The 24,772-nt window shown below is 50.4% G+C and carries 24 protein-coding genes; 9 read left to right on the forward strand and 15 right to left on the reverse strand.

The genetic code is table 11. The features are described 5' to 3' along the window. Positions 1-283: 283 nt before the first annotated feature. Together AC5E51_RS13675 and AC5E51_RS13680 are read left to right on the forward strand one after the other, a co-directional pair. Positions 284-667, forward strand: coding sequence for a SpoIIAA family protein (locus tag AC5E51_RS13675; RefSeq protein ID WP_068436090.1), 384 nt, complete (start codon positions 284-286; stop codon positions 665-667). Further along, on the forward strand, positions 660-1,277 hold the full coding sequence (locus AC5E51_RS13680; protein ID WP_301378794.1) for a cation diffusion facilitator family transporter: 618 nt from the start codon (positions 660-662) through the stop codon (positions 1,275-1,277). Before AC5E51_RS13675 ends, AC5E51_RS13680 begins: the two co-directional genes overlap by 8 nt. A 215-nt stretch (positions 1,278-1,492) precedes the next feature. Here AC5E51_RS13680 and AC5E51_RS13685 read toward each other — a convergent pair whose 3' ends face one another. The 6 genes from AC5E51_RS13685 to AC5E51_RS13710 form a co-directional block, all read right to left on the reverse strand. Continuing rightward, a complete protein-coding gene (locus AC5E51_RS13685) occupies positions 1,493-2,089 on the reverse strand; it encodes a DsbA family protein (protein WP_491778703.1) in 597 nt (198 codons plus the stop codon). Positions 2,090-2,222: 133 nt separating this feature from the next. Further along, positions 2,223-5,339: an efflux RND transporter permease subunit gene (locus tag AC5E51_RS13690; RefSeq protein WP_068436098.1), complete on the reverse strand. Its 3,117-nt coding sequence runs from the start codon at positions 5,337-5,339 to the stop codon at positions 2,223-2,225. A 9-nt stretch (positions 5,340-5,348) separates the two neighbouring features. Further along, a complete protein-coding gene (locus AC5E51_RS13695) occupies positions 5,349-6,242 on the reverse strand; it encodes an efflux RND transporter periplasmic adaptor subunit (RefSeq protein WP_068436100.1) in 894 nt (297 codons plus the stop codon). Positions 6,243-6,297: 55 nt separating this feature from the next. Continuing rightward, positions 6,298-7,569, reverse strand: a complete 1,272-nt coding sequence (locus AC5E51_RS13700) for a TolC family protein (protein ID WP_068436103.1) — start codon at positions 7,567-7,569, stop codon at positions 6,298-6,300. 531 nt (positions 7,570-8,100) lie between these two features. Beyond that, positions 8,101-8,733: a hypothetical protein gene (locus tag AC5E51_RS13705; protein ID WP_491778704.1), complete on the reverse strand. Its 633-nt coding sequence runs from the start codon at positions 8,731-8,733 to the stop codon at positions 8,101-8,103. A 7-nt stretch (positions 8,734-8,740) separates the two neighbouring features. Then, a complete protein-coding gene (locus AC5E51_RS13710) occupies positions 8,741-9,646 on the reverse strand; it encodes a cation efflux transmembrane domain-containing protein (protein ID WP_018275126.1) in 906 nt (301 codons plus the stop codon). Between the two features lie 78 nt (positions 9,647-9,724). On the opposite strand from AC5E51_RS13710, the gene cadR reads away from it, so the two are divergent. Continuing rightward, positions 9,725-10,201, forward strand: a complete 477-nt coding sequence (gene cadR, locus AC5E51_RS13715; RefSeq protein ID WP_491778705.1) for a Cd(II)/Pb(II)-responsive transcriptional regulator — start codon at positions 9,725-9,727, stop codon at positions 10,199-10,201. Positions 10,202-10,331: 130 nt separating this feature from the next. Next, complete coding sequence (locus tag AC5E51_RS13720) at positions 10,332-10,529, forward strand: hypothetical protein (RefSeq protein ID WP_297532673.1); 198 nt, start codon at positions 10,332-10,334, stop codon at positions 10,527-10,529. A 140-nt stretch (positions 10,530-10,669) separates the two neighbouring features. Here AC5E51_RS13720 and AC5E51_RS13725 read toward each other — a convergent pair whose 3' ends face one another. Beyond that, on the reverse strand, positions 10,670-10,975 hold the full coding sequence (locus AC5E51_RS13725) for a hypothetical protein (RefSeq protein ID WP_491778706.1): 306 nt from the start codon (positions 10,973-10,975) through the stop codon (positions 10,670-10,672). Positions 10,976-11,033: 58 nt separating this feature from the next. Between AC5E51_RS13725 and AC5E51_RS13730 the strand changes: the two genes are divergently transcribed. Next, positions 11,034-11,189, forward strand: a complete 156-nt coding sequence (locus tag AC5E51_RS13730; RefSeq protein WP_348655036.1) for an RluA family pseudouridine synthase — start codon at positions 11,034-11,036, stop codon at positions 11,187-11,189. 456 nt (positions 11,190-11,645) lie between these two features. Here the strand turns inward: AC5E51_RS13730 and AC5E51_RS13735 are convergent, their stop codons facing one another. The 7 genes from AC5E51_RS13735 to AC5E51_RS13765 all read right to left on the reverse strand — a co-directional run bounded on the left by AC5E51_RS13735 (position 11,646) and on the right by AC5E51_RS13765 (position 17,306). Further along, positions 11,646-12,362 (reverse strand): lipoprotein intramolecular transacylase Lit, encoded by a 717-nt coding sequence (locus AC5E51_RS13735; RefSeq protein WP_488046518.1) that lies wholly within the window; start codon positions 12,360-12,362, stop codon positions 11,646-11,648. After that, positions 12,362-13,198, reverse strand: coding sequence for an alpha/beta fold hydrolase (locus AC5E51_RS13740; protein ID WP_488046519.1), 837 nt, complete (start codon positions 13,196-13,198; stop codon positions 12,362-12,364). The genes AC5E51_RS13735 and AC5E51_RS13740 overlap by 1 nt, the downstream gene beginning before the upstream one ends. Beyond that, positions 13,188-13,982, reverse strand: a complete 795-nt coding sequence (locus AC5E51_RS13745; protein ID WP_491222458.1) for an alpha/beta fold hydrolase — start codon at positions 13,980-13,982, stop codon at positions 13,188-13,190. The genes AC5E51_RS13740 and AC5E51_RS13745 overlap by 11 nt, the downstream gene beginning before the upstream one ends. An 80-nt stretch (positions 13,983-14,062) precedes the next feature. Continuing rightward, positions 14,063-14,545 (reverse strand): phosphohistidine phosphatase SixA, encoded by a 483-nt coding sequence (gene sixA / locus AC5E51_RS13750; protein WP_491222459.1) that lies wholly within the window; start codon positions 14,543-14,545, stop codon positions 14,063-14,065. Between the two features lie 41 nt (positions 14,546-14,586). Beyond that, positions 14,587-15,612 carry an NAD(P)H-dependent glycerol-3-phosphate dehydrogenase gene (locus AC5E51_RS13755; RefSeq protein ID WP_068438855.1) on the reverse strand — a complete coding sequence of 342 codons (1,026 nt, stop codon included), beginning with the start codon at positions 15,610-15,612 and terminating at the stop codon, positions 14,587-14,589. Positions 15,613-15,651: 39 nt separating this feature from the next. Next, complete coding sequence (locus tag AC5E51_RS13760) at positions 15,652-16,137, reverse strand: STAS domain-containing protein (RefSeq protein WP_068438859.1); 486 nt, start codon at positions 16,135-16,137, stop codon at positions 15,652-15,654. Then, entirely contained in the window at positions 16,134-17,306 is a 1,173-nt protein-coding gene (locus AC5E51_RS13765) for a fused response regulator/phosphatase (RefSeq protein ID WP_301387266.1), read from the reverse strand. The genes AC5E51_RS13760 and AC5E51_RS13765 overlap by 4 nt, the downstream gene beginning before the upstream one ends. A 184-nt stretch (positions 17,307-17,490) precedes the next feature. Between AC5E51_RS13765 and AC5E51_RS13770 the strand changes: the two genes are divergently transcribed. Beyond that, positions 17,491-17,793 (forward strand): PilZ domain-containing protein, encoded by a 303-nt coding sequence (locus tag AC5E51_RS13770; RefSeq protein ID WP_068439134.1) that lies wholly within the window; start codon positions 17,491-17,493, stop codon positions 17,791-17,793. A gap of 185 nt (positions 17,794-17,978) precedes the next feature. Here the strand turns inward: AC5E51_RS13770 and nfuA are convergent, their stop codons facing one another. Further along, positions 17,979-18,569, reverse strand: a complete 591-nt coding sequence (gene nfuA, locus AC5E51_RS13775) for a Fe-S biogenesis protein NfuA (RefSeq protein ID WP_068439136.1) — start codon at positions 18,567-18,569, stop codon at positions 17,979-17,981. 173 nt (positions 18,570-18,742) lie between these two features. Here nfuA and metH point away from each other — a divergent pair, with 173 nt between their 5' ends. From metH to AC5E51_RS13790, 3 genes are all read left to right on the forward strand, one after another. After that, entirely contained in the window at positions 18,743-22,453 is a 3,711-nt protein-coding gene (gene metH / locus AC5E51_RS13780) for a methionine synthase (RefSeq protein ID WP_491778707.1), read from the forward strand. Between the two features lie 16 nt (positions 22,454-22,469). Further along, positions 22,470-23,843 carry an MATE family efflux transporter gene (locus tag AC5E51_RS13785; protein ID WP_488046524.1) on the forward strand — a complete coding sequence of 458 codons (1,374 nt, stop codon included), beginning with the start codon at positions 22,470-22,472 and terminating at the stop codon, positions 23,841-23,843. Positions 23,844-23,918: 75 nt separating this feature from the next. Further along, positions 23,919-24,698: a glycerophosphodiester phosphodiesterase family protein gene (locus AC5E51_RS13790; protein WP_076517798.1), complete on the forward strand. Its 780-nt coding sequence runs from the start codon at positions 23,919-23,921 to the stop codon at positions 24,696-24,698. Positions 24,699-24,772 lie beyond the last annotated feature (74 nt).

The following is a 24,772-nucleotide window of genomic DNA, read 5'->3' on the forward strand; positions in this document are numbered from 1 at the left end:
GGTAGATTACGAGAAATTAGCAAATTAATGTGTCCGGTTTTGTTGACCAGAACAGGGCGTATTTATATATTGGTGGTATTCGAAAAAAGAAGGGTCGATGTCAGCAGATAGAAGTATTGGGGACTGGATATTGCTGGTGTTTACGATCATTGCTTATGCTTGGCTGGCGATTGGTTTGGTGGTGCTCCCACTTGCACAATAATGAATCCATAGTCACGAGAGTAGTCACATCTACAGAATACTTGCTCTAACAGCCACTTAAAAATGCCTAGAGGGAAACGTTATGCTTGATATAGCAGAAGAAAATGAACTGGTCCGAATTAAAGCCAGAGGTACGCCCGGAGGTTCAGATTATGATCGCTTCGTGCCGATCTTCGAGCGCATAGCGGCCAAGGAATCAGCTTCAGTTCCCATGCTCATCGAGCTCGCGTCCAACTTCTCCGGCTGGGACTTAAGCGGCCTTTGGCGCGATTTAAAGTTCGATGCGAAACACCAGGATAAGTTTGGCCGAATTGCTATCGTGGGTAACAAGAACTGGCAGGAATGGGGAACGAAGCTTTTCGACCCATTATTCCCCTCCGCTGAAATGCGCTTTTTTGACTCCAATGAAATAGACAGCGCTGAATTATGGGCGAGTGCTGGTCATGGAGATATTGCCTATGAGTGAAGCCAATTTTGATCTCGATTCGGCTGACAAGCGTCGCACGCTTTGGATTGTGCTCTGGCTAAACGTGGCTATCGCGGTGGGGTTCTTGGCGACGGGTTTTGTCGGTGACTCCAACGCGCTTATCGCCAACGGCCTTGATAACTCATCCGACGCTATTGTGTATGGATTAAGTCTGCTTGCCTTATCTCGTTCTCGCACGTGGAAGCGCGGCGCGGCACGTTTTTCCGGGATTATGCTATTAATCTTCGCCGGCGGCGTGGTGCTAGATGCGATTCGTCGCTATTTTGAGGGATCGGAACCTGCGGGCGCAATGATGATGACGATGGCTGTCATCGCAGCGGTGGTGAATCTTCTGTCACTCTACCTGTTGAAGAAATTGCAAAGTAAAGATGTAAATTTGCGCGCAGCGACCACTTTCAGCATGAATGATTTTGTCGCAAATGGCGGCGTGATACTTGCGGGCATCATTGTTATCTGGACAGGTTCAAATTTGCCGGACTTGCTGGTAGGGATCGCTGTTGCATGCATTGCACTCTATGGTGGCATCGATATTTTGCGGGATGCTCACATGGATAAACATGATGAGCATGGCACCAAGCATGGCGAATAAAGCAAGTATTGACGAGCATCACAAAAACGCAACGGCGATCAATACACTGATTCCACAAGGCGGCGGTGATCATTATCAAAACCAACGCTGTCCTGGAGAATAGATCGCCTGCCGGCAATACCCGAAAGTCATTTCATCCTCCAAAATGTTCGTATTAAAAAGCGCGAATAACTTTGCCCCCTATTCGGATTTATTGGTGGCCGACCGGCGAGAGTCTAGAGTGCTTTGTTGATCAAAGCGTCTATTTGCTCAACAGTCTTTTTGCCCCGTACGACCTTGCCATTAACAACAAACGTGGGCGTACCGATTATATCAAATTCTGTTTTGGCTTGCAGTTGCACGGCTATTATAGCTTGGTCTTGACTCGGATCATTGATGCAGACATAAAAGTCTTCCTCATCTATGTTGAGGGCGGCAGCCTGCTGAATCAGCGCTCTGTCAACATCATCCGCCTCGGCCCAAGCTCCTACTCGCGCGAACAACACATCTAGCATCTTATAGTATAGGTCACCAGCACAGCGCGCAGCCACCGCGCCGCGTATTGCCGCATTGCTGGTTGGAAAATTACGATAGATAAAACGCACTTGGCCAGTATCGATATATCGTGATTGTATGTGCGGCAGTACTTCTCTGTGAAAATAGATGCAGTAGTCGCATGTTAACGAGCCGTACTCGATGATAGTCACCGGTGCCTGTACGCGGCCAAGCGCAACCTCGTCATCAGCAGTTACCGGATATACTGACAGCATCACAATGGTAAAAAGCAGAAATTGAATCCATAAAGTTGGTATTTTTTTCAAAAGTATTTTCATTATATTTCCCTTGCTTTGAAGTTGCTGACGGCAATTTCAGGCCTCTGTTATTATAAATAATTTAGTACATCAGCTAATCGCCACGACGACTCAGCCGGAGTTAGCTACCCCGGCTTTCGCCGGGGTATGACAATTATTTGCTAACTTTGTTATCTCGGCGGTGGACCCACTGATACAGCACCGGAAGTACGAGCAAGGTTAAGATAGTTGAAGAGATAATCCCTCCAATCACAACTGTCGCGAGTGGTCGTTGAACCTCTGCACCGGTACCGGTATTCAGTGCCATCGGCACAAACCCCAAACTTGCGACAAGTGCCGTCATTAAGACTGGCCGTAGTCGGATCATGGCTCCGTCTACGATGGACTGGGTCAATTCTCCCGTCTCATGCCAAAGTTGACGTATGAAAGCGAGCATCACCAGACCATTCAAAACGGCTACGCCTGATAAGGCAATGAACCCAATGCCAGCAGAGATCGATAACGGCATATCACGTAAATACAGTGATAACACGCCACCAGTGAGCGCGAGGGGCACACCACTGAAAATAATCAATGCGTCTTTGAGTGATGCAAAAGCCATGACCAGTAAACCCAAAATCACCATCAAAGTGAGTGGCACCACAAGGGATAGTCGCTGACTGGCCGATTCCAACTGTTCAAAGGTGCCGCCGTAATCTAACCAGTAGCCTGGAGGGATATCGGCTTGTTCGTGAATTTCCTTTTTTACCTCACTAACAAAACTTCCCAGGTCTCGCCCGCGCACGTTTGCTGTTACCACAACACGTCGTTTCCCATTTTCTCGACTAATTTGTGCCGGAGAAGGCGCAATAGTGAGAGAAGCCACTTCTTCCAGAGGGACATAGTCGCCGCTGGGAAGAGGAACAGGTAAGGATTTCAGTCCTTCGATATCCCGTCTGAGCAACTCGGGAAGGCGCACGATCAGCTCGAAGCGACGATCTCCTTCGTATAAAACACCCGCTGATTCGCCACCTATTGCTGCAGCAATCCAATCCTGTAGTTGAATCACATTCAAACCATAGCGACCGAGCGTTTCTCGTTTAGGACTTACTGATAACGATGGTAACCCCTCAACTTGCTCCATTCGGACATCGGCCGCGCCTTCAATCTTGCTTACAACCTGTAGGATGTCTTTTGCGGTAAGGGTCAGTTGGTCCAGGTCATCACCAAAAATCTTTATTCCTAGATCTGCTCGCACACCCGAAATGAGTTCGTTAAAACGCATTTGTATGGGTTGGGTAAATTCATAATTATTACCGGGTAGTTGCCACAGCGCTTCTTCAATTTCTTCAAGTAATTCATTCTTTGTTTTTGATGGTTCTGCCCATTCATTCCTGGGTTTTAGAATCACAAACATATCAGCAATACTTGGCGGCATGGGATCAGTGGCCACTTCTGGTGTGCCTATTCGAGCAAAGACTTTATCGACCTCCGGAAACGCTTTAATGCGCTGTTCCAGAACCTCCTGCATTTCGACAGATTGTTCCAAGCCTGTACCGGGTATGCGTAGCGCTTGAAGAGCAATGTCACCTTCGTTTAATTGCGGCACAAATTCTGAACCTAGAGTGGTCGCCAGCCAAATGCTGAACGCCACAAGTAGAGCAGCACCTGAGACGACTACCCAGCGAAACTTGAGTGTGGCAAGCAGTAACGGACGATAAACAGATTTGGCTGCGCTGATGACGACGCTTTCTTTTTCACTAATTTTTCCATTCATAATCACCGCGACGGCTGCAGGAACCAGCGTTAACGACAATATCATGGCAGAAATTAGCGCCATCACGACGGTCGCAGCCATCGGGTGGAACATTTTTCCTTCAACGCCAGTCAAGCTAAATATCGGGATGTAGACGATGGTAATGATGGCGACACCGAACAGGCTTGGGCGTATCACTTCGGATGTAGCTTCAAATACCGTATTCAATCGTTCACGAAGATCTTGCCGTCCACTCTGATGCTGTGCTTCAGCCAAGCGTCGAATACAATTTTCAACGATAATTACAGCGCCATCGACAATCAAACCAAAATCGAGCGCTCCCAAGCTCATTAAATTGGCTGACACGCCCGTTTTTACCATGCCGGTTATCGTCATCAGCATCGCCAAAGGAATGACTGCAGCGGTGATAAGTGCAGCACGTATATTCCCCAGCAATACAAATAACACAACAATAACGAGTAGCGCGCCTTCTAATAAATTTTTGCTTACTGTCTTAACGGCCTTATCAACCAGGCTTGTGCGATCGTATACCGCTTCCGCAATAACGCCTTCTGGCAGCGAGGCTTGTATATCCGCCAGTTTAAGCGCGACATCTCGAGCAACAGTACGAGAGTTCTCGCCTATCAACATCATGGCGGTTCCCAGCACTGTCTCCACACCATTTCGCGTTGCGGCACCGGTACGGAGTTCCTTGCCTATCGCAACTTCTGCGACATCATCTATTTTCACAGGCACACCATCATTTTGTTTGATGATGACCTGACGAATCTCTTCAATCGTGGCTAATTGACCTTGAGAACGAACCAATAGTTGCTGACCATTGGCTTCGATGTAGCCGGCACCTCGGTTATCGTTATTTGACCGTAGGGCATCAGCAACATCTTCGAGACTGACCTGGTGGTATAACAGTTTTTCCGGGTTTGGTAGCACATGGTATTGCTTGTTGTATCCGCCAATACTGTTAACTTCGATGACGCCTTTTACTTGGGCGAGCTGAGGTTTAATAATCCAGTCCTGAATCTCTCGTAACGCAGTGGCTGTATACGGCTCGCCATTACTCATGCGCGCAGACGGATCTGCTTGAACCGTATACATAAATATCTCACCAAGGCCCGTTGATATGGGGCCCATCTCTGGCTCTAGCCCTGCAGGTAACACACTTTTAATCGCACCAAGGCGCGCATTAATCAGGTTTCTGGCGAAATAGATATCGGTGCCTTCTTCAAATACCACCGTGACTTGAGATAAGCCATAGCGAGATAAAGAACGCGTGTGCGAAAGCTTGGGCAAGCCGGCAAGAGCCGTCTCAACGGGATAGGTGATCCGTTGTTCCGCCTCCAGAGGCGAATAGCCTGGTGCCGAGGTATTAATTTGTACCTGTACATTGGTGATATCCGGTACTGCATCGATGGGAAGTTTTTGATAACTCCACACGCCAATACCAACAATCACCAAAATAAAACTTAAAAATAGAAAACGCCTCTCTATCGCGAGGCGCAAAATTGATTCAATCATAATGCACCCCTAGTCGTCGTCTTCAGCTTCGGATTTCAAAATATCCGCTTTGATTAAGTAGCTATTTTCTGAAACATATTCGGCCCCATGTTCCAGTCCTGAAACAACCTCAATGAAATTGTCGTCGGATTTCCCTAGTACCAAAGGCGCAAACTCATAAGCTTCACCTTCTTTAACAAACACGCCTAATCGTTCCCCCAATTCTTGTACGGCGTCTTTCGTCACCACCAAAGAAACGTCAAATTCATTGGTATGTATTTTCCCTTTGGCAAGCAGACCTGGAGAAAGCCTTAATTCATCGTTATCAAGCTTGACGCGCGCAAGTACGTATGGTTTATCTTCAGCCGGTATTAGGTGGGCTACATCGGAACGAATAGTCTTATCGTTGATGGTGATAGAAACAGGCTGTCCCGCGCTCACTTTTGCCTGCTTTTCCGGGTAAATACGGAACTCTATCCACACCGTATCCAAGTTGGTAATCGTCAATAACCGCCGTTGTTGTGTCGGTTCACCTGGGTTCGCGTGGCGTTGCACAATAACCCCGGATGCCGGAGCGTGTATTGGATAGCTTTTTAAGCTTTCATTTGACTCAATGGTCGCGATGCGATCCCCTTTTTTAACGGTATCACCGATTACAACATTGACTGATTTGATAATGCCGGGGAAACGCGCATAAATTTCGTGACTGTTCTCAGGCGCTTGTGTCACGTTCCCATAGACGGTAACGGTTTGACTGATTGTCCCGGCAGTTGCTTTTGCGGTAACAATGCCTACCTTGGTAGATAACTCGTCGTTAATTCGACTGATTTCTTCATATTCATCATCGTCGTCATCCGCCAAGGTGCTTTGAATCGGCGCTAAAACGCCAAGCAATAGAAATAGTGTGAGTAAGTATTTATTCATTGTTAGTCCTGTTTGATCCATGTATTGATGGGTCATTTAAATTGTTCAAAACGGTTTATTCAGAGATCGATGCACCGGTTAACTGTTCGATCAGTACCTGGCTTATCTGCACATTCGTGGCGGCATCAATAAGGGCTTGTTTTGTCGCGAGTAACTCTTCCTGTGCTGCGACGAGATCTTGATATCGATATCGTCCGTTTTCATACGCTTTTTTGGTTAATTGAAATGCCTTTTCCAGAGCGGGGATGGCCGTGTCTTCCATCTTCATCACAGCGTCCATGTTTTGGTTTCGTAGAGACCAAGCTTCGAAGAGTTTTGCATGCAAACGCAGGAGGGAGTCTTGCTTGGCATACTCAGTGGCGTTGCGTTCAGCGAGTGCGGCTTTAACTTCACCTCGGTTTCGCTTGGATGCAAACAGCGGCATTGACAGGCCAGCGGTTAACGCAGAATCACCGGTATCTTCAAAGCGCCTAACACCTGCACGCCAGGTAATATCGCTGCGACCACTTGCGCGAGCTAACGTGACTTCCGCATCTTTTATTCGTGCATCACTCGCAAATACCTGAAGAGAAGGCGATGTTTTAATGCGCGCATAAAGCTGATCGAAACTCTCGCTCTTACCAGATTCGAATAAATTTCCATTTAGGTGACTAAATTCGGGAGATGTCTCGCCCCAAAAACGTGCCAGCAGTATTTTTTGTCGTTGAAGCTTTGAGGTCAACGCCGCTAATTGAAGCTCCGCCCGAATGACGGCAGCCTGCGCACGCATAACCTCGGCTTCAGGTGTCGCGCCTTGCCTGGCTCGTGTTTGTACGGCCTTGAACAGTGATCGCGACAGATTCAATGAGTTGTTAGCAAGGTCGATATTTGCCTGCGTTGACAAGCCTTCGATAAATACTTGGGTCAGTTGACCCAAGACATCCAATGTGGCCGCTTGCTGTTCCCAATGATTTTTATTGATTCGAGCATCTACTAGGGACATACGCGCCTTGCGCTTGCTCCCTAGTTCAATAACCGATGAGAGTTGTAGTGTGGTTTCTGCACCGTCAAACCCTTGGGTATCGCCGGATCCCGCAAAGTTTTCTACTTCGAGTTCGAGTTCTATTGCTGGACGCAAAGAGTGGGTTTGCTTTCGAGCTTCAAATATTTCAGTAGCGAGGGTGTACTGATATAGCTGCGGGTTCCGTTCTAGCGTCTGGGCAATGGCGTCTTTTAATGTAAGAGCGGGGTCAGTACTTGCATAGCTAGGAGACGCGGATATACCGGCGACCAAAACTATAGCTGACAGGCAAATCGCCCGACACCGATTAAGTGGGTTAATTCGCATAAAATGATCCTGATTAAGTCAATCTATTCCGCGTTAGCGGAGTGAATAGTTTGTTTAATTAAGATCGTAAGATAGGAGGGCGTAAGAGAGGACTAGGCACTTCAGAGGAGATGCGTTTACGATAATCAGGGACATTTGTTCGTGCTTTTTGAAACGTAAAACTCAACGTTTTAACTAAAATCACGGGACAACCATGTCCATGGCAAAGGCTGCAGTGACTGCAATCGTGCTCCTCTTCAAGCGGATCAATATTTGTTTCAGGCGGATCAATCTCGCCGAGCCCAATTAGAATATTATTAATTGAAAAATTATCAGAGCCTGACTGTGTTATCTGGTCTACATCCCCCATAGCGATACTTGACTGAAAAACCGTCAATACGAGCATCAAATATATTAGGGTGGGTTTTACCATCAGGACTGCCACTAGATTTCGATTAAAAAATACACAATAGGATGTCAAGAATTCACATTTAACTTGGGAACAATAAATATTTCTGTCTCGCGATTTAACACAAAGATGAAGTGTTCACTCTAACCAAATTTTGTGCCGCCAACCAACCTGCCGCCATAAGCTTTTACTTGAATGGGTGCTAGTTCTATATTGCCTTTCATCAATAAATACAGGCTGTGTATCGCTGCAGGGTAAAAATGTTTTAGCCAATATTCGCGATCTTTCGATAATTGAAATTCCGAAATATTCGCAAATTGTATCGTTCGTTCCTTGCAATAGCGGAAATGCACCTCGATGGAGGAATCTATGTCTGTTGAAAAGTTTTGAAATCCTAACTTAGGTAGGTTTGAGTCCCAAAACCTTAGGGTCCAGTTATAGTCTGCGTCATTGAAATGCAGATCGGCAACATCGAGCCAATCCCCAGTATATGTGGCTGTGTTATTTAGGCGTATTTTATTGGCCTTGGCTTGTTCCTTTAAAGCATTGGTTATATCTTTGGCCGCTTGATCGAAATTGTTTGTTTTTTCCTGTACTACGGGGCTTAAATTGTCAAAAATAATGGCATTCACTGCCTTTTTTTGAGTTAAGTCCTCGATACCAATAGAAGTAATATTGTTTGGCCGATTGTTGCTAACGCAAGCGCAGAGCACGCCACTGATGAGCAATAGCATCAATGGCTTATTGGTGAGTAGTTGTCGGATTGTATTGACCATATCGCGTTTAATTCAGTCGCAAGATGCGAACCGCCCCCCACATAACCAGGCCTGCTATTAATAGGCCGATGACCAAATCTGGCATTTGAGACCCTGTCACCGCCACTAGAACTCCCGCTGTTATCACGCCCGCATTGGCCAACACGTCATTGGCAGAAAATATCCAGCTCGCTTTCATATGGGAGCCTTGGTTTCGCGATTTGAAGATCAACAAGAGACAGGTAATATTTGCTATCAAGGCCACGGCGCCAAAGCTCATCATGAGCACCGAGACCGGTTCACTTCCATATAAAAAGCGTCTGGCAACCTCCGATAGAACACCCAGAGCAAGTGCAATCTGCAGCCAACCCGAAAAGTGAGCCGCTTTGAGTTTAAACTTGGCCGCCTTGCCCACTGCATATAGCGACACGCCGTAGACCGCCGCATCGGCGAACATATCCAGTGAGTCGGCGATAAGCCCTGTCGATTGCGCCACAATGCCCACGCCGAGCTCAAGTACAAACATGAAGGCATTAATGGCCAGCAGCCACTTTAATGCCTGAGCCTCCCGCGTTTCATTGATTGTTGTGACTTCCAAGGCAGCCTGAACCGCATTGTGATCTACTGACTCGAATGAGACCAAGCTTGCCCCGAGGCCAACAGACTTCATGGCTTTTTCCACTTTATCCGCCATATTAGGGTGATATATATGCACCTTGCGTCCGGGCAAGTCGAATTCGAAGACGACGGTTGCTTCAAAGCTAGCAAAAGCCGTACGAATCAAGTTCTCTTCGGATGGGCAATCCATCTTAGGAACGTCAAATACGCTCAGGTGGCTCATTTCAGCCTGAGCATCACTTTCTGCTTGCGATTCAGGTTGCAATGACGTGTCTTGACTGGCATTGCAACCACAAGTCTTCGAGTCTTCAGTCATAGCTGGCTCTTGTTTATACAGTAATAGAAACTGTAAACTCTGTAGTAACTATAGAGTCAAGAGGCGGGTTGAAGAAAGATGAAAATTGGTGAGCTGGCAAAACGCAGTGGATGCTCGATCCAGACAATTCGCTACTACGAGAAAGAAGGCTTAATTTCGGCGCCTGAGCGTACCGAAGGAAACTTTCGTTTGTATAACAGTGTGGTATTAGAAAAACTGTCTTTCATCAAAAACTGCCGTGCGCTGGACCTGACCTTAAGCGAAATTAAACACCTGGTATCGTTACAAAACTCGCCGGAGACGCCGTGCGAGGCGGTAAATGAGATGATTGATACGCACCAGCTCGCTGTAGAGTCTCGTATCGAGGACTTACAAAAGCTTCATGGCAACCTCAAGCAGCTACGGCTTAAATGCGGCAACGCGAGATCGGTCGACCAGTGCGGGATATTGGGAGAGTTACTACCAAAACCCGAGCGCTCGCCAAGCGGTACAAGGAACGAGCGCTCGCCAAGCGGTACAAGGAACGAGCGCTCGCCAAGCGGTACAAGGAAATAGGCATGACAGATGTAGATCACTACATCCGAGCGATAACACTCGGTTAAGTTACCGTGCGGCGATTGAACATTTTGAAAGTCATTGGGGTGGCTTTCTTCCTGCAACGGCCGACAGTGTGGCGAGGTATCTGGTGGATTATGCCAATACATTGTCCGTGAATACACTGCGTCAACGACTAGCCGGTTTGGCAGCTTGGCATCTTGATCAGGGCTTCCCTGATCCCACCAAAGCCCCTCATGTGAAAAAAGTCTTAAAGGGTATTGCCGAATTACACCCGGTCGTCCAAAAGCAAGCCAAACCGATTCAACTTGACCAGTTGTCGCTGTAAGCGACACGAGAACGATTTCAGGAACCGAGGTAACAACAGCTTTCAAAGCTTTCCACCACTCGGCTGTAAGATGGTGTGCCTCGTCCAAAACGACAACCTCTATGCCGCCTTGAGCAATCACAGCCAGTAGCGCCTTAGCATCAGGGGTAGCGCCTTAGCATCAGGGGTAGCGCCTTAGCATCAGGGATAGATGACTGATCGTCAGTCTCAGGCGGTTCAGGCTCATCATCAGGTGGAACCTGTGCACCCTGCCTCACGGCTTTTACATGCACTGCCTGATAAGTCGCAGACGTCAACAGAGCAGGCCGGGATAGATCAGTACTTATCCAGTGAAGATCGAACGGTTCACCTTCCACCCCAAAATCCGTGAGGCGACGTATCCACTGATCCCTGATAATACGGGTGGGCGAAAGCACCAGTGTCGGGCGACGCAATTTCCGGAACACTTCCAGACCCAGGACGGTTTTACCGGCACCCGGGCGCTCACACCAGTTACGCCTGCATATGCAGCAGATCGGGCACCCGATTGTTGGCGATACACTCTACGCAGGAGAAGCCGCAAAAACTGAGCCTCGGCTGTGTCTGCATGCCAAGGAACTGGATTTTGATCACCCGACAACAGGTGAGCGGATGGAGTTTAAGCTTGAGCCGGGGTTTTAAGTTCAGACTCGTCAGTGTCTACCATGCGGGATGACACCCACGAATACCAGATTGCGCCAAGAGTAATCCAAACGGGACTCAGCAATATCTGAGCCACTCCCACATAATAGACGGCTACAGCTGCCATATCGTCTGGATAATCATCGCTCGCTACCAAATAAAAAACCAAATGGCAGCAAATAATCGACAGCAACAGCGCAAGTCCCCAAGGTTTAAGCCACTGTCGCCAGCGACGATACCGCCGCACATCTATCCATCTGAAATAGCACGCGACTCCTAGTAAGGCAGAAGGCAAAACAAGCACAGGGCTAGAAAGCAACGTAAAGAAAATGAATCCACCTGCTGCCTGAGGAAATATCCCCGAACAAGCGACGCACAATCCAAGAATAAGGACATTGATGCCCGCAGGCAGGAGCAAAAGCTCACACGGAGTCAGGTGACGGATTGCCACAACTTCTACCTGACTAGGCGGCTGACAAGAAGCAGATACAGGCCGAAGATAACAATCCCCAGACCACCTATCGTCGCCCCAATCCCGCCAAACAGGTCCGGCGCCTTCATCATGGTGCTCATCAGTGACTCCTGATAGTAAAAGAACCATTGGTGGTCATCCGGAAAAATCCAGATGTGCAGCTGGTAGAACACGGCGGTCGGGCCAGCAATCAGAAGTACAAGACCAACGGCAGCGAGCAGCCCGCCAAGCAAAAGGCCTTGTTGTTTCCACTGGATCACGACACGACGCCGAACCAGCATAAAGGTGCCGATAGCGGCAATCAGAAGACTCACAGCGCCCGCAACTGACAGAACATCAATCAAGTTGGCAACATCCTGAAGATGTACGATTTCTGGCTCGCGCAGCAGCGGCTTAGTGCGGCCTCGATCGTCGGTAAATTCAAGTTCAGCAAGCCCATCACCCTGGGCGTGAACAGCATCTACGATGCCGCTAAACAAGTGGAGGTGCTGCACCCGGTCGAGGTCGTCAAATCCACGAATGTAGCGATTCTTCGGCCCGTAGTGGTCGATATGCCCTCTAATATCCATCTGGTCGTACCAGAACCCATAACCATAATCGACGGGCTTATGAAGCATCCAGCTGGTCGCAAGAGACGCCAGTAAGGCGCTCACAAGAACGACAAACCACAATGACTGTTGTATGGCAGGGGTGGAGCGCATCAGAGTCCTTTCCAGAAAGTGTTTACCGCATCGGCAATTGCCGGGGCAGCCTCCTCCTCCAGATGAAAGTGGTGATGACCAGGCAACTGTATAGAATCGACATTCTGCAGGTATCCCATGCGATGTTCAAAGAAACTGCCGGGTAGCAGCCCATTTTCAGCACGAACACTCAATACAGGACATTTCACCGCACGCATGAGATGCTCAACCTGAGCTTCACTCAAACGCAGGTCAGAAGTCAGCTTCAGCTGCGGGTCCGTTCGCCACTCATAATGGGATTCACATTTTGCCAGATTACGCTCAACCAGTAGCGCCAGCGCACTATCACTGAGTTCGGGAGTTGCTTTCCTTCTTGCTGTGACAGCCTCCTCGAGAGAATCAAACTGGCGCGACAGACGCAGCTTATCGCGAGAGAGAATACCGTCTCTCAGTTGCGATGCGATTTGATCCTCGGGCGTGACCATAGGGCCCGGGGAATCAAGAAGAACGATGGAACGGACAAGTTCGGGAAATGCAGCGGCAAGGCACAGAGCCAGAGAGCCCCCCAAAGAATGAGCAACCAGATCAACCGGTGACGCCATCGAATCGGCAACCGCCTTAAGCTCATACGTGTAGCCCCAAACGGGGTATCCCTGACCAGCAGCATGCCACGGAGACTTACCATGCCCGGGTAAATCAACCGCCACAACGGAATCACCCAGCAGATTTGCTAGCCTGTCCGCTAAAACAGCAAAGCTTGCGGCATTATCCAGCCATCCATGAAGACAAAGAACTTTGCTGTCTCCCTGCCCCCAGCGAAGACCAGCCAGCAGCTTTTCTTTTAACTCAACGGCCACCCAGTAACTCTCTGATTGTGTGATGAATAAGATCAGCCGTCGGTTCAGGGTTCTCCAACGGAAACATATGAGTCCCCTCAATCCAACGAAGCTTCATGCCAATCGCCTTCATATATGCGCCATTTAAAGGCTTGAAGTATTCACTGCTTCTGCCGCCGATCACCGCAGCAGGCACCTTCAGTTTGCCCTTAACCCGTGAGTGGATGTTGTGAGGAATGGTGCGCCAGATATTGGCTTCCAGTTGCGGATCATAAGTCAGCTTAAGAACCCCATCCTCTACCCGGGTACCGCTACGAATATAATCCTCGAGGCAGCGCGGATCAAAATTTTTCATCAGAGACTTACCGCTGAAATATTCCCGCGCGTCATCGAAATCTGTCCATTCCGTTTTACGCTCTTCGATTCTGCGGATAGGAAACAACCTCTCATTCAGGCGGGTCAACTTGAGAAAGCGCATGCCGTGCGCCTGCCAGGCAGGCATAACAGGAGAGTCAAGAATGATGAGTGCTTTGACGAGATCAGGCCGTCGCAAAGCAACCAACAAACTCAGCACACCGCCTAACGAATGGCCAACTGCAATCACCGGCTGATTAAACTGAGTTTCGAAATGATGAATCAGCTCCTGAACCAGGTGATTCCAGTTATCCGTGACTGGATACTTCGGGTTATGTGCTATCTGGTCAATCGCGTCGACGCGGTAATGTTCAGACAACCGATCGGCGAGAACGTTGTAGGTTCCACCCGTGAAGCCGTTGGCGTGGGCAATATGTAACGCTTGAGTCATAGCCTGTCGCTGTAGATATAAACAAACGCCAGACACTACCCTGCTAAATAACTGACCTCAAGGTGGAAAAGGTCCTTTATTCAGTGATTTGATGCCTCACCGTAGCGATTTTCCAGCGCGGGATACCAGATCTGCTCAACCGTCATGCAGCCGGGTGCAAAAACATCTCCACCGAGAACCCATCCTTCTGCCGGCGACCAAGGCTGATCGAGCGCACGACCATCAACGAGTAGCGAAGCGAGACGACCGACCAGCGGGAGGTGAGACACGACGATCACATCACGGGTCTCCTCAATGAGGAATTCCGAGACTGCCGAAGGATCCCCCGACGGTGTCAGCCCTGGCCAGACTTCTGTTTCACAGGGGGTGTTGAGGGCCAGCGCTGTTTGCTGCGCCCGAAGGTAAGGGCTGACAACCAGGCGGGTATCAGCAGAGATCAGAGGCGCCAGCCACTGCCCTGCGCTCCTGGCCTCGCCTTCGCCCAGAGGCGTAAGAGGTCGATCCGAATCGAGATCCATGCCCGGAACTGCCGTGCCATGTCGAAAGATGAAGAGCCTGGGCATACATACACCCCCTGTGGTTGCAGGCAACCGCAGGGGTCGCCTTAAATTTTATGGCTGGGCAATGCGAATTCCACATCCGACGCAAACGCGCCTGTCATAAGCCCTTTTGCCACATCCTTTGGGTCGGCATGATTAAACAGAATCTCATACGCACCCATTACCAAAGGCATATATATATCAAGTTCGAGGGCTTTTTCCCTGACATAGCGCAGGGTATTCACACCTTCGGCAACTTCTCCCAACTCATCCACCGACTCTTCAAGCGACTGACCTGAGCCAATGGCGTAACCAACCCGATAGTTGCGACTCAAGGGCGACATACAGGTAACAACAAGATCGCCAACGCCAGCAAGGCCCAGGAAGGTCAGAGGGTTCGCTCCCATCGCTTCGGCAAAACGGCTCATCTCAGCCAGCGAGCGGGTGATAATCATGGACTTGGTATTCTCACCCATCCCCAGTGCAGCAATAAAGCCCGATACGATGGCGTAAATATTCTTCAGCGCCCCGCCAAGTTCGACGCCATACAAGTCATCAGAAGCATAAACACGGAAGTAACTACAGCTCAAAGATTCCTGAAGATTCCTACGTAAGTCACTGTTTGTACTAGCAATAACTGTTGCGGCAAGCTCACGCTTGGCAATCTCTTTAGCCAGATTAGGGCCACTGATAACCGCTACCGGGTTGTTCGGGCAAAGCTCCTGAAGAACCTGACTCATCAATAGGAAACGGTCCGGCTCGATACCTTTCGTCGTACTGACCAAAGCTTGAGCAGGTTCCAGGTCATCAACAAAAGACCCGACGACCTGGCGCACGAACTTGCTCGGCACAGACACGAAGATGACCTCAGCCCCCCTAACAGCTTCCTGCAGGTCCGTCGTTGCTTTCAATGAAGGATTTAACTTGGTATCGGGAAGGTAATCGGGGTTTACGTGTTCGTGGTTGATAGACTCAGCAACCGACTCGTTGCGCATCCACTGTAAAATTTCGACGCCATTGTCTGCGAGGATATTCGCAATAACAGTTCCAAAACTACCCCCTCCAATGACGGCAGCACGCTTAATAGACACAACATCCCCCTGGTGTGTACATGGTTCTATCAGATTAACTCAGCGACCCGCTTCTAGCGTGTCCACTAATTCGCGAAAGGTTTCTTCGTTTTTATGATTAAGGCTCATCAGTACTTTATGCGCCTCGATCACTTGCTCGCGAGCGCACTCTTCATCCACCGCATCCGCAGCCCAGCGCTCAAAACCCCCGTCGTCTTCAATTTCGCTATCAACGATATGAAATACCTGATCAAACCCCATACTGAGAAGGATTCGGGTAATACCAGTATTAGGGCTGCTTATGGTGGGAGTTATATCGAAACGATCGCGGCAAAGAATGGATATTTTAGCAAGCTGACCCAGCGTCGTGCTGTCGATGCCTTCAGCGGCAGAAAGGTCAATCATCACGTTGTGAAAATGTCCCTGTGCCAGAAATTCATCGACGTATCGCTCAAGGGTTGAGCACAGGTTCAACCTGACATCGCCGCTGAGGCGAATTACATGAACGCCCTCTTCGAAGGCGACTTCAACCACACCTGAAGTCATAAAACACCTCTACACACTGTGGCTACGGCTATATCATCCGGCACTTCTTCGTGCCCGGCAACGCCTGCTATTGACCAGAAGGTGTCCAGCTTACCTTCCGACTCTCTGGCCATCGCCAGCAACTTACTCTCCTTATCATTCAAGGACGCTTCATCAATTATTTCCAGTATTCCATCTGAAAACATCATAAGACGAAAGTCATCTGCCAACTCGACATCAATCGACTTGTACTCCGCTTCCTTGAATAACCCAACCGGCATCCCGCGCCCTTCAAAGAACCGTGCCTCGCCTTTACTGATCAGGACAGGCATAGGAAAGTGTCCTCCCACAGAATACGAGAGAACACCCGTCGACAGCGTCAGCACTCCGTAAAACATCGTCAGGTGTTTATCGAGTTCAGACGCCAGCAGCTCATTATTAATACGACCAAGAACCAGATCTGGTTTCAGAATGTCGTCACTCGAGCCCCGCTGAAAGTTTCTTTTCAATCGGTAGGTAAGGTTCTTAAGAAGAACAGTGACAAACGCCGATGACGCTCCATGCCCTGACACGTCTGCGATGTAAAACGCCAGGCGGTCGTCGTCAACTTCCATAAAATCCAGAAAATCGCCACTGAGCATGAGAGATGGCTGAAGTTTGTGCTCACAGGAAACATCACCCATATTCAATGGTTCGGGGAGCATACGCAACTGGGCATGGCGTCCAGCCTGCTGATCAGCACGAAGCTCATCCAGACCGAGCTTCAGTTCTCGATTCGTTGCTTCAAGGTGCTCCCGATAAGCTTTGTTTTCGCGCTGCAAAGTCTGGTGACTCAGGGCTTTGCGCAATGAATGAACCAATACCTCCAGATCCAGGATTGGCTTCACCAGAAAATCCGCAGCTCCGAGGCGCAACGCACGCACAACATCATCCATTACCCCGGCACCAGAAACAACGATCACGGGCAGATCCGGGTGGTTTTCGCGTAGCTTTTCAAGAAGCTGAATACCATGCATGCCCGGCATTTTCAGGTCGCAGATAACGGCATCAGGAACGGAAACATCTATCAGGTCCAGGGCCTCCTGGCCACTGCCAGTAGACTGCATGTCGTAGTCGCAATCATCAAGGTAAGCAACCACACTGTCCCGAACAGTGGAATCATCATCAATGACCAGCACGGTCGCGGCCATCAGCCTCTCCCCAGCGTCGAATATCTGGCGAACGGTACCTCTAACTCATAAGCAGTGCAACGATTATGAAGCAATTGTCAGAAGCGCCGCGGGCTTAGCGGGCAATGGCATGAACTCTGCTAGATATCTGCTATTGATGTAAAAGTGGCCTTGAAACGTACCGCAGCCTACCGAAGGGGAACGCATGCAAACACTGTCTCGCACCTACGAAGAAAAACGTCGACACATGAGAATGCAGATCGACGCACCGGCTCAATTAATCACTGACGACGGAGAAACGCGGCAGGTTACGTGCATTGACCTCAGTAGTCATGGGATTCAGCTGGAAAGCCATACCGAACTGCAGGACGGCGACGTGGCCGATTTTGTGCTCGCGCCGGGAAGCGGTCCCGTTACACCCCTGCAGGCAAGAATACGTGTTTGCCGCGTTGAGGAGGTCGCACCGCAGGTATTCCGGGCCGGGGCTACCTTCGAATCACTCCAGTAGGTGCTACCCGAGGTAACCAGAACCACACAGAAACACCGGTTTCTGTTACCTCGCGACACTGGCGTGAATGGTATTTTGAAGACTATGCAATCGTGCAGGTAGGGTTCAGGTGCCCCGGCCTGGGCACCTGACAGGTATTACTTGAAACAGGTATTACTTGAAACAGGTATTACTTGAAACAGGTATTACTTGAAATAGGCGTTTTCAGTCTGCGTGTGGTCGGTCACGTCACGAACACTCTGGATCTCAGGCACCTTAGCTACAAGCGTCGCCTCTACCCCATCTTTCAGCGTCATATCTACGGCACTGCACCCCTGACAACCACCGCCAAACTTCAGGATGGCCACACCTTCCTCAGTCAGCTCCACCAGACTCACTTCGCCACCATGCGAGGCGAGCCCAGGATTGATCTCGGTGTAGAGGATGTAGTTGATTCTCTCTTCTACCGGGCTGTCTTCAGTGACCTTCGGCATTTTGGCATTCGGTGCCTTGATCGTAAGCTGACCACCCATGCGGTCTTTAGCAAAGTCGATTTTTGACTCTTCGAGATAAGGAATACTCATTGCTTCGACATACACGTTGAGCTTATCCATCTGCTGCAGCTCATCGTTCGGATTAACCTCATCCGGGCGGCAGTATGCCAGGCAGGTTTCTGCGTAGCGTGTACCAGGCTGCGTAATAAAAATGCGGACCGACATGCCTTCGACCGTCTGTTTCTCCAGAAGGCCAGCCAGATACTCTTCTGCGTCCGGCGTAATCTCAACGTATGTAGTCATATGACTCCCTCGTAAACTTGCGCGCATTGTAACGTATATGGGGCCTCATACGAAATACCCAAGCAAAACACTCGGGTTTTGCCAGCAGAACGTCTTTTGCACCCGAAACAGGACAGGCCACGTCCACTCTGGTAATATTTGCCGCCATTTTTCGCCAGTTAACCAATAGTGTTATGAGTTCAAACAACGACATCCTGATTCAACAGCGCCAAGAACGGATTGCCACCCTAAAGAAGAACATGCAGGAGCGCATTCATATACTTGATGGCGGCATGGGTACTCTTATTCAGAGCCATCAGCTGGAGGAAGCAGATTACCGCGGTGAGCGGTTTGCCGATATCAGCCAGGACGTCAAAGGCAACAACGACCTGTTGGTTATCACCCAGCCTGAGATCATTGCCGGTATTCACCGCCAATACTACGAAGCCGGTGCAGATATTGTTGAAACAAACAGTTTCAACTCCACCCGCGTTTCTCAGGCCGACTACGACATGGAAGACCTGGTACCCGAGCTCAACCGCGCAGCAGCGGCAGTCGCTCGTCAGGTCGCTGACGAAGTGGAGGCCGAAACAGGCATTCCGCGTTATGTTGCCGGTGTTCTGGGCCCAACCAGCAAGACCTGCTCTATCTCGCCTGACGTAAACGATCCGGGTTATCGCGCCATCACCTTCGACCAGCTCGTCGAAGAATACATCGAGGCCACCGAAGGTCTGATGGACGGCGGCGCCGACATCATCCTGATCGAAACCGTATTTGACACGCTGAACGCAAAAGCGGCCGTGTTTGCGGTACAGGAAGTCTTCGAGCAGCGCGGCGAAGAGCTGCCAATCATGATTTCAGGCACCATTACCGACGCCTCCGGCCGTACCCTGTCGGGCCAGACGGCAGAAGCCTTCTACAACTCGCTGGCGCACGCCAAGCCACTGACCATCGGTCTGAACTGTGCTCTGGGTGCAGAAGAGCTGCGCCCGCACGTCGAAGAGCTGTCCAATAAATCGAACTGCTACGTATCCGCACACCCGAACGCGGGTCTGCCCAACGAATTCGGTGAATATGATCAGTCGCCGGAAGAAATGGCGGTCATCGTTGAAGAATTCGCAGCCAGCGGCTTCCTGAATATCATCGGTGGTTGCTGTGGTACTTCACCGGCGCACATCAAAGCCATTGCTGAAGCCGTGAAGAAGCATAAGCCGCGCACGATCCCCGAGATCAAACCAGCCTGCCGTCTGTCTGGCCTCGAGCCGTTTAACTTTGATGAAACCAGCCTGTTTGTTAACGTCGGCGAGCGCGCCAACGTCACAGGTTCTGCGAAGTTCAAGCGCCTGATCAAAGAAGAAAATTACGACGAAGCGCTGGAAATTGCCCGCCTTCAGGTTGAAAACGGTGCTCAGATCATCGATATCAACATGGACGAAGGCATGCTCGATTCTGAAGCGGCCATGGTTCGTTATCTGAATCTGATTGCCTCTGAGCCGGACATTGCCCGTGTTCCAGTCATGGTCGACTCATCGAAGTGGGAAATCATCGAAGCTGGCCTGAAGTGCATTCAGGGTAAAGCTGTCGTGAACTCCATCTCGCTTAAAGAAGGTGAAGAGGAATTCATCGAGAAAGCCAAACGCTGCAAGCGATATGGCGCCGCCGTTGTTGTCATGGCGTTCGATGAAACAGGCCAGGCCGACACCGAACAGCGCAAAAACGAAATCTGTGAGCGTTCTTACCGCGTTCTCGTCGACAAAGTGGGCTTCGCGCCAGAAGATATTATCTTCGACCCGAACATTTTCGCTGTGGCCACCGGCATCGAAGAGCACAACAATTACGCTGTGGACTTTATTAACAGCTGTAAGTACATCACCGAAAACCTGCCACACGCCAAAATCTCTGGCGGCGTGAGTAACGTTTCCTTCTCGTTCCGTGGGAATGAGCCGGTACGTGAAGCCATCCACTCGGTATTCCTGTACTACGCCATCAAGAACGGTCTGAGCATGGGTATCGTCAACGCTGGTCAGCTGGCGGTGTACGACGACTTACCGGCAGAACTTAAGGACCGCGTCGAAGACGTCATTCTTAATAAGCGCGAAGACGGTACTGACCGCCTTCTCGAAATTGCTGAAAAGTACCGCGGCGATGGTTCTGCTCAGGAGAAAGAAACCGAAGAGTGGCGTTCACTGCCAGTGGCTGAGCGCCTGACCCATGCCCTAGTAAAAGGCATCAACTCGTTCGTCGAAGAAGATACCGAAGAAGCCCGTCAGATGTTCGATCGCCCGATTGAAGTGATCGAAGGTCCTCTGATGGACGGCATGAATGTGGTCGGCGATCTGTTTGGCTCAGGTAAAATGTTCCTGCCTCAGGTCGTAAAAAGCGCCCGCGTAATGAAACAGGCGGTTGCCTACCTGCTGCCGTACATCGAAGCAGAGAAAGACGGTAAGTCTGAGTCTCAGGGCAAGATCCTGATGGCCACTGTTAAGGGTGACGTACACGATATCGGTAAGAACATCGTGGGCGTGGTCCTGCAGTGTAATAACTTTGAGGTCGTTGACCTTGGCGTGATGGTCCCTGCCGACAAGATTCTGAAAGTCGCCAAAGAAGAAAACTGCGACATCATCGGCCTCTCTGGTCTGATCACTCCGTCACTGGACGAAATGGTCCACGTTGCACGTGAAATGCAACGTCTCGACTACCAGATCCCACTGATGATTGGTGGTGCGACAACGTCTAAGGCGCACACGGCCGTTAAGATCGAACCTCAGTTCCAGAACGACATTGCGGTCTACGTGCCCGACGCATCCCGCGCGGTAGGTGTCGCACAAAAGCTCGTTTCGCCTGAAGCCAAGAAGGCCTTTATCGCTGAGCGCCGCGAAGAGTACATCGCCGTGCGTGAGCGTAACGCTAACCGCAAGGCCAAAGCGCTACTGCCGTACGAAAAAGCCTGCGAGAACGCATTCACTGCAGACTGGGCGAGCTATCAGGTGCCGAAGCCAAACAAGCTTGGCCTGAGTGTGTACGAAAACTTCGATCTCGCCGAGCTGGTTGATTACATCGACTGGACGCCGTTCTTTATGTCCTGGGAGCTGGCCGGCAAATTCCCGCGCATTCTCGAAGACGAAGTGGTTGGCGAAGCCGCAACTAACCTGTTCAAAGACGCTCAGGCAATGCTGAAACGCATCGTCGATGAGAAGCTGTTCAATGCCCGTGGCGTTGTCGGTCTCTGGCCAGCCAACAAGCGCGGTAACGATGACATCGTCGTCTTCAACGAAGATCGCTCGGCGGAACTCGCTGTACTGCATCAACTTCGCCAGCAAACCGACAAGCCAACGGCACAGCCAAACTACTCACTTGCCGACTTCGTTGCTCCCGAAGGCACAACCGATGACTACATGGGCGGCTTTATTGTTACTGCAGGCATCGAGGCTGAAAAACTGGCCAACGATTACGATGCGAACCATGACGATTACAACAGCATCATGATGAAAGCCCTGGCCGACCGCCTGGCCGAGGCCTTTGCTGAGCGTATGCACGAAATCGTCCGCAAGGATCTCTGGGGCTACGCGCCTGACGAGGCTCTCGACAACGAAGCGCTCATCAAAGAAAAGTATCAGGGTATCCGCCCGGCACCAGGCTACCCGGCTTGTCCGGACCATACCGAGAAAGCGACCCTGTTCCGCCTGTTGGACGGAGAAGCGAATACCGGTGTGTCTCTGACTGAAAACTTTGCCATGACACCAGCAGCGTCCGTCAGTGGCTGGTACTTCTCCCACCCTGAGTCGAAGTACTTTGGCCTGGGTAAGATCGACAAAGATCAGGTTACGGACATCGCTGCCCGCAAGGATATGGATCTGGAGCAGATGGAGCGCTGGTTAGCGCCAAACCTGTCTTACGACCGCTAAGGAGTTCTGAGCTGATATGCAGTTCAGCCGTCTACTGCTGTCGAGGTTAAGCCGCGTCGAACTGACACGGCTTAACCGTATCCTCATCATTGGTATCCCAATTATTGGCAGCATGCTCTCTCAGAGCATCACCAACCTGATTGATGCCGCTATGGTCGGCCTGCTCAATGATATTGCTCTGGCGGGCGTCGGCATCGGCAGTTATGCGAACTTCCTCTGTGTATCCGTTATGATGGGGCTATCTGCCGCCGTGCAAGCCATCGTATCCCGGCACTACGGCGCTCAACGTCATCACAGAACCACTGAGCCTCTCTTCGCAGGCCTGTTTCTGACGCTTCTGATTGGTATTCCATCGACCATTCTATTTGTTGCTTTTGCGGAACAGTACATAGGGCTGTACACCGACGACGCAGCCGTTATTGCGGTTGCGTCTGAGTACTTTTCATGGCGCACCGCCGCCCTCACCTTCGTCGGCATGACCTTTGTATTCCGTGGGTTCTGGAGCGGAATTGGCGAAAGCGGCGTCTACCTTCGTATCGCTCTGATCATGCATCTGAGTAATATTGTATTCAGCTATTTTCTTATCTTCGGACTGACAGCTTTTGGTACCACCTACTGGAATGGTTTCGGCGCCGTAGGTTCTGGCATAGGGTCAGCGGCATCGCTCGTACTTGCCGCAGGACTCTTCTATTGGCGTACGTTTGCGCTGGACACCCGCTTCCGCCAGCTTTATCACTTAAGCCGCAAGACCATCCGCCAACTGGTGCGCCTGGCAATTCCAAACTCGGTTAGCCAGACACTGTTCGCTCTCGGCCTGAGTGTACTCTTCTGGATCATTGGTTTAATCGGCACCCAGGAGCAGGCGATTGGCCACATTCTAACGCAGCTGTCCCTGCTACTGATCATGCCTGCCGTAGGCCTCGGCATCGCTGGCGCAAGCCTTGTGGGCCATGCTCTTGGAGCAGAAGAAAAGGAAAATGCTCACCGCTGGGGCTGGGATGTCCTGAGATTATCTGTCGTCATCATGGCCCTTCTCGGCCTGCCGATGTGGATAGCCCCACACGCGGTACTGACTATTTTTACGAACGATGCCGCACTCATTGAACTTGGCACATGGCCTTTGCGTATTCTCGGCTTCGCCATCGCTTTTGAAGTCGCATCCATCATATTCAATCAAACACTGCTTGGTGCAGGTGCCAGCAAGCAAGTGCTTAAAATCAATCTGGTGATGCAGTGGGCGGTTTTCCTGCCGCTCGCCTGGGTGATCGGACCATACCTTGGACTTGGCCTGACAGGCATCTGGATTTTACAGGCTTGCCAGCGCATGGCTCTCGCGATCATTTACGGAACCATATGGAGCCGTAAGCACTGGGTGCACATCAAGGTTTAATGATCTAAATTTGTCTTGCTCAGGGAAAGATCACGTATTAGCGTATGCGGATAAGACGGACTCAGAGTTTACTTTATGCCTGTTCAGCTACCTGGAACACCGCCATCAGCCTATAAAGGTATTTCGCGGGTGATCGCACACCGTGGAGCAAGTGGTAGCGCACCGGAGAACACAGCGTCGGCCATGATCGAAGCCGTTCGTCAGGGCGCAGACTGGGCAGAAGTCGATGTCACTATCAGTGCTGACGGTCACGCCATCATTTTCCACGACCATAACCTCGTTCGATGCACCGATGGCAAAGGTCTGGTGATTCAGAAGACATTGGCAGAGCTGAAAGCGCTCGATGCCGGTAGCTGGTTCTCCCCCTTTTCATCCGACGAACGGATACTGACGCTTGAAGAGTTGCTCATTCTGGCGGACTCACTCAATCTCAGTCTTAACCTCGAAATAAAACCCACTATTGGCCGCGAAGCTGAAACCGTCTGGGCGATGCAGCAGGTTTTACGCAAGACCCCTTTTGGTCAGTCGATACTACTCTCGAGCTTTAACTACTTCGCTTTAAAGGAAGCGCAGTCGCTACTCTCTCATTACACCCGCGCTCTGAACGTTGAGGCGATTCCTGCTGACTGGCAGGACCGCATGGAATCGGTGGGCGCAACCGGCCTACATTTCGATGCCGAATTTATTGATACCGACATGATCGGGGAAGTAGTCAGCGCAGGCACTCCACTCGCCTGCTTCACCGTTAATAGCCTTGAGTTAGCCCAGAAGCTTTACCGCGCTGGTGTGTCCTCCGTTTTCACCGATTACCCAGACAGACTCCTGCTTGATGCGAGACCTGTTTCCCGCCATTGAGCGCAACAAGAATAATCGGCAAAACCGATTAGTAATATTCGCATTTTCTGATTTTCAGATAAGCCGTTTCAGTT

This window comes from Thalassolituus sp. (assembly GCF_984348125.1).

What these genes read in the sequence shown, in the direction of transcription:
- AC5E51_RS13675 (WP_068436090.1), top strand. Translation starts at nt 284, where the DNA reads ATGCTTGATATAGCAGAAGAAAATGAACTGGTCCGAATTAAAGCCAGA.
- AC5E51_RS13680 (WP_301378794.1), top strand. Translation starts at nt 660, where the DNA reads ATGAGTGAAGCCAATTTTGATCTCGATTCGGCTGACAAGCGTCGCACG.
- AC5E51_RS13685 (WP_491778703.1), bottom strand. Translation starts at nt 2,089, where the DNA reads ATGAAAATACTTTTGAAAAAAATACCAACTTTATGGATTCAATTTCTG.
- AC5E51_RS13690 (WP_068436098.1), bottom strand. Translation starts at nt 5,339, where the DNA reads ATGATTGAATCAATTTTGCGCCTCGCGATAGAGAGGCGTTTTCTATTT.
- AC5E51_RS13695 (WP_068436100.1), bottom strand. Translation starts at nt 6,242, where the DNA reads ATGAATAAATACTTACTCACACTATTTCTATTGCTTGGCGTTTTAGCG.
- AC5E51_RS13700 (WP_068436103.1), bottom strand. Translation starts at nt 7,569, where the DNA reads ATGCGAATTAACCCACTTAATCGGTGTCGGGCGATTTGCCTGTCAGCT.
- AC5E51_RS13705 (WP_491778704.1), bottom strand. Translation starts at nt 8,733, where the DNA reads ATGGTCAATACAATCCGACAACTACTCACCAATAAGCCATTGATGCTA.
- AC5E51_RS13710 (WP_018275126.1), bottom strand. Translation starts at nt 9,646, where the DNA reads ATGACTGAAGACTCGAAGACTTGTGGTTGCAATGCCAGTCAAGACACG.
- cadR (WP_491778705.1), top strand. Translation starts at nt 9,725, where the DNA reads ATGAAAATTGGTGAGCTGGCAAAACGCAGTGGATGCTCGATCCAGACA.
- AC5E51_RS13730 (WP_348655036.1), top strand. Translation starts at nt 11,034, where the DNA reads ATGCAGCAGATCGGGCACCCGATTGTTGGCGATACACTCTACGCAGGA.
- AC5E51_RS13735 (WP_488046518.1), bottom strand. Translation starts at nt 12,362, where the DNA reads ATGCGCTCCACCCCTGCCATACAACAGTCATTGTGGTTTGTCGTTCTT.
- AC5E51_RS13745 (WP_491222458.1), bottom strand. Translation starts at nt 13,982, where the DNA reads ATGACTCAAGCGTTACATATTGCCCACGCCAACGGCTTCACGGGTGGA.
- sixA (WP_491222459.1), bottom strand. Translation starts at nt 14,545, where the DNA reads ATGCCCAGGCTCTTCATCTTTCGACATGGCACGGCAGTTCCGGGCATG.
- AC5E51_RS13760 (WP_068438859.1), bottom strand. Translation starts at nt 16,137, where the DNA reads ATGACTTCAGGTGTGGTTGAAGTCGCCTTCGAAGAGGGCGTTCATGTA.
- AC5E51_RS13765 (WP_301387266.1), bottom strand. Translation starts at nt 17,306, where the DNA reads ATGGCCGCGACCGTGCTGGTCATTGATGATGATTCCACTGTTCGGGAC.
- AC5E51_RS13770 (WP_068439134.1), top strand. Translation starts at nt 17,491, where the DNA reads ATGCAAACACTGTCTCGCACCTACGAAGAAAAACGTCGACACATGAGA.
- nfuA (WP_068439136.1), bottom strand. Translation starts at nt 18,569, where the DNA reads ATGACTACATACGTTGAGATTACGCCGGACGCAGAAGAGTATCTGGCT.
- metH (WP_491778707.1), top strand. Translation starts at nt 18,743, where the DNA reads ATGAGTTCAAACAACGACATCCTGATTCAACAGCGCCAAGAACGGATT.
- AC5E51_RS13785 (WP_488046524.1), top strand. Translation starts at nt 22,470, where the DNA reads ATGCAGTTCAGCCGTCTACTGCTGTCGAGGTTAAGCCGCGTCGAACTG.
- AC5E51_RS13790 (WP_076517798.1), top strand. Translation starts at nt 23,919, where the DNA reads ATGCCTGTTCAGCTACCTGGAACACCGCCATCAGCCTATAAAGGTATT.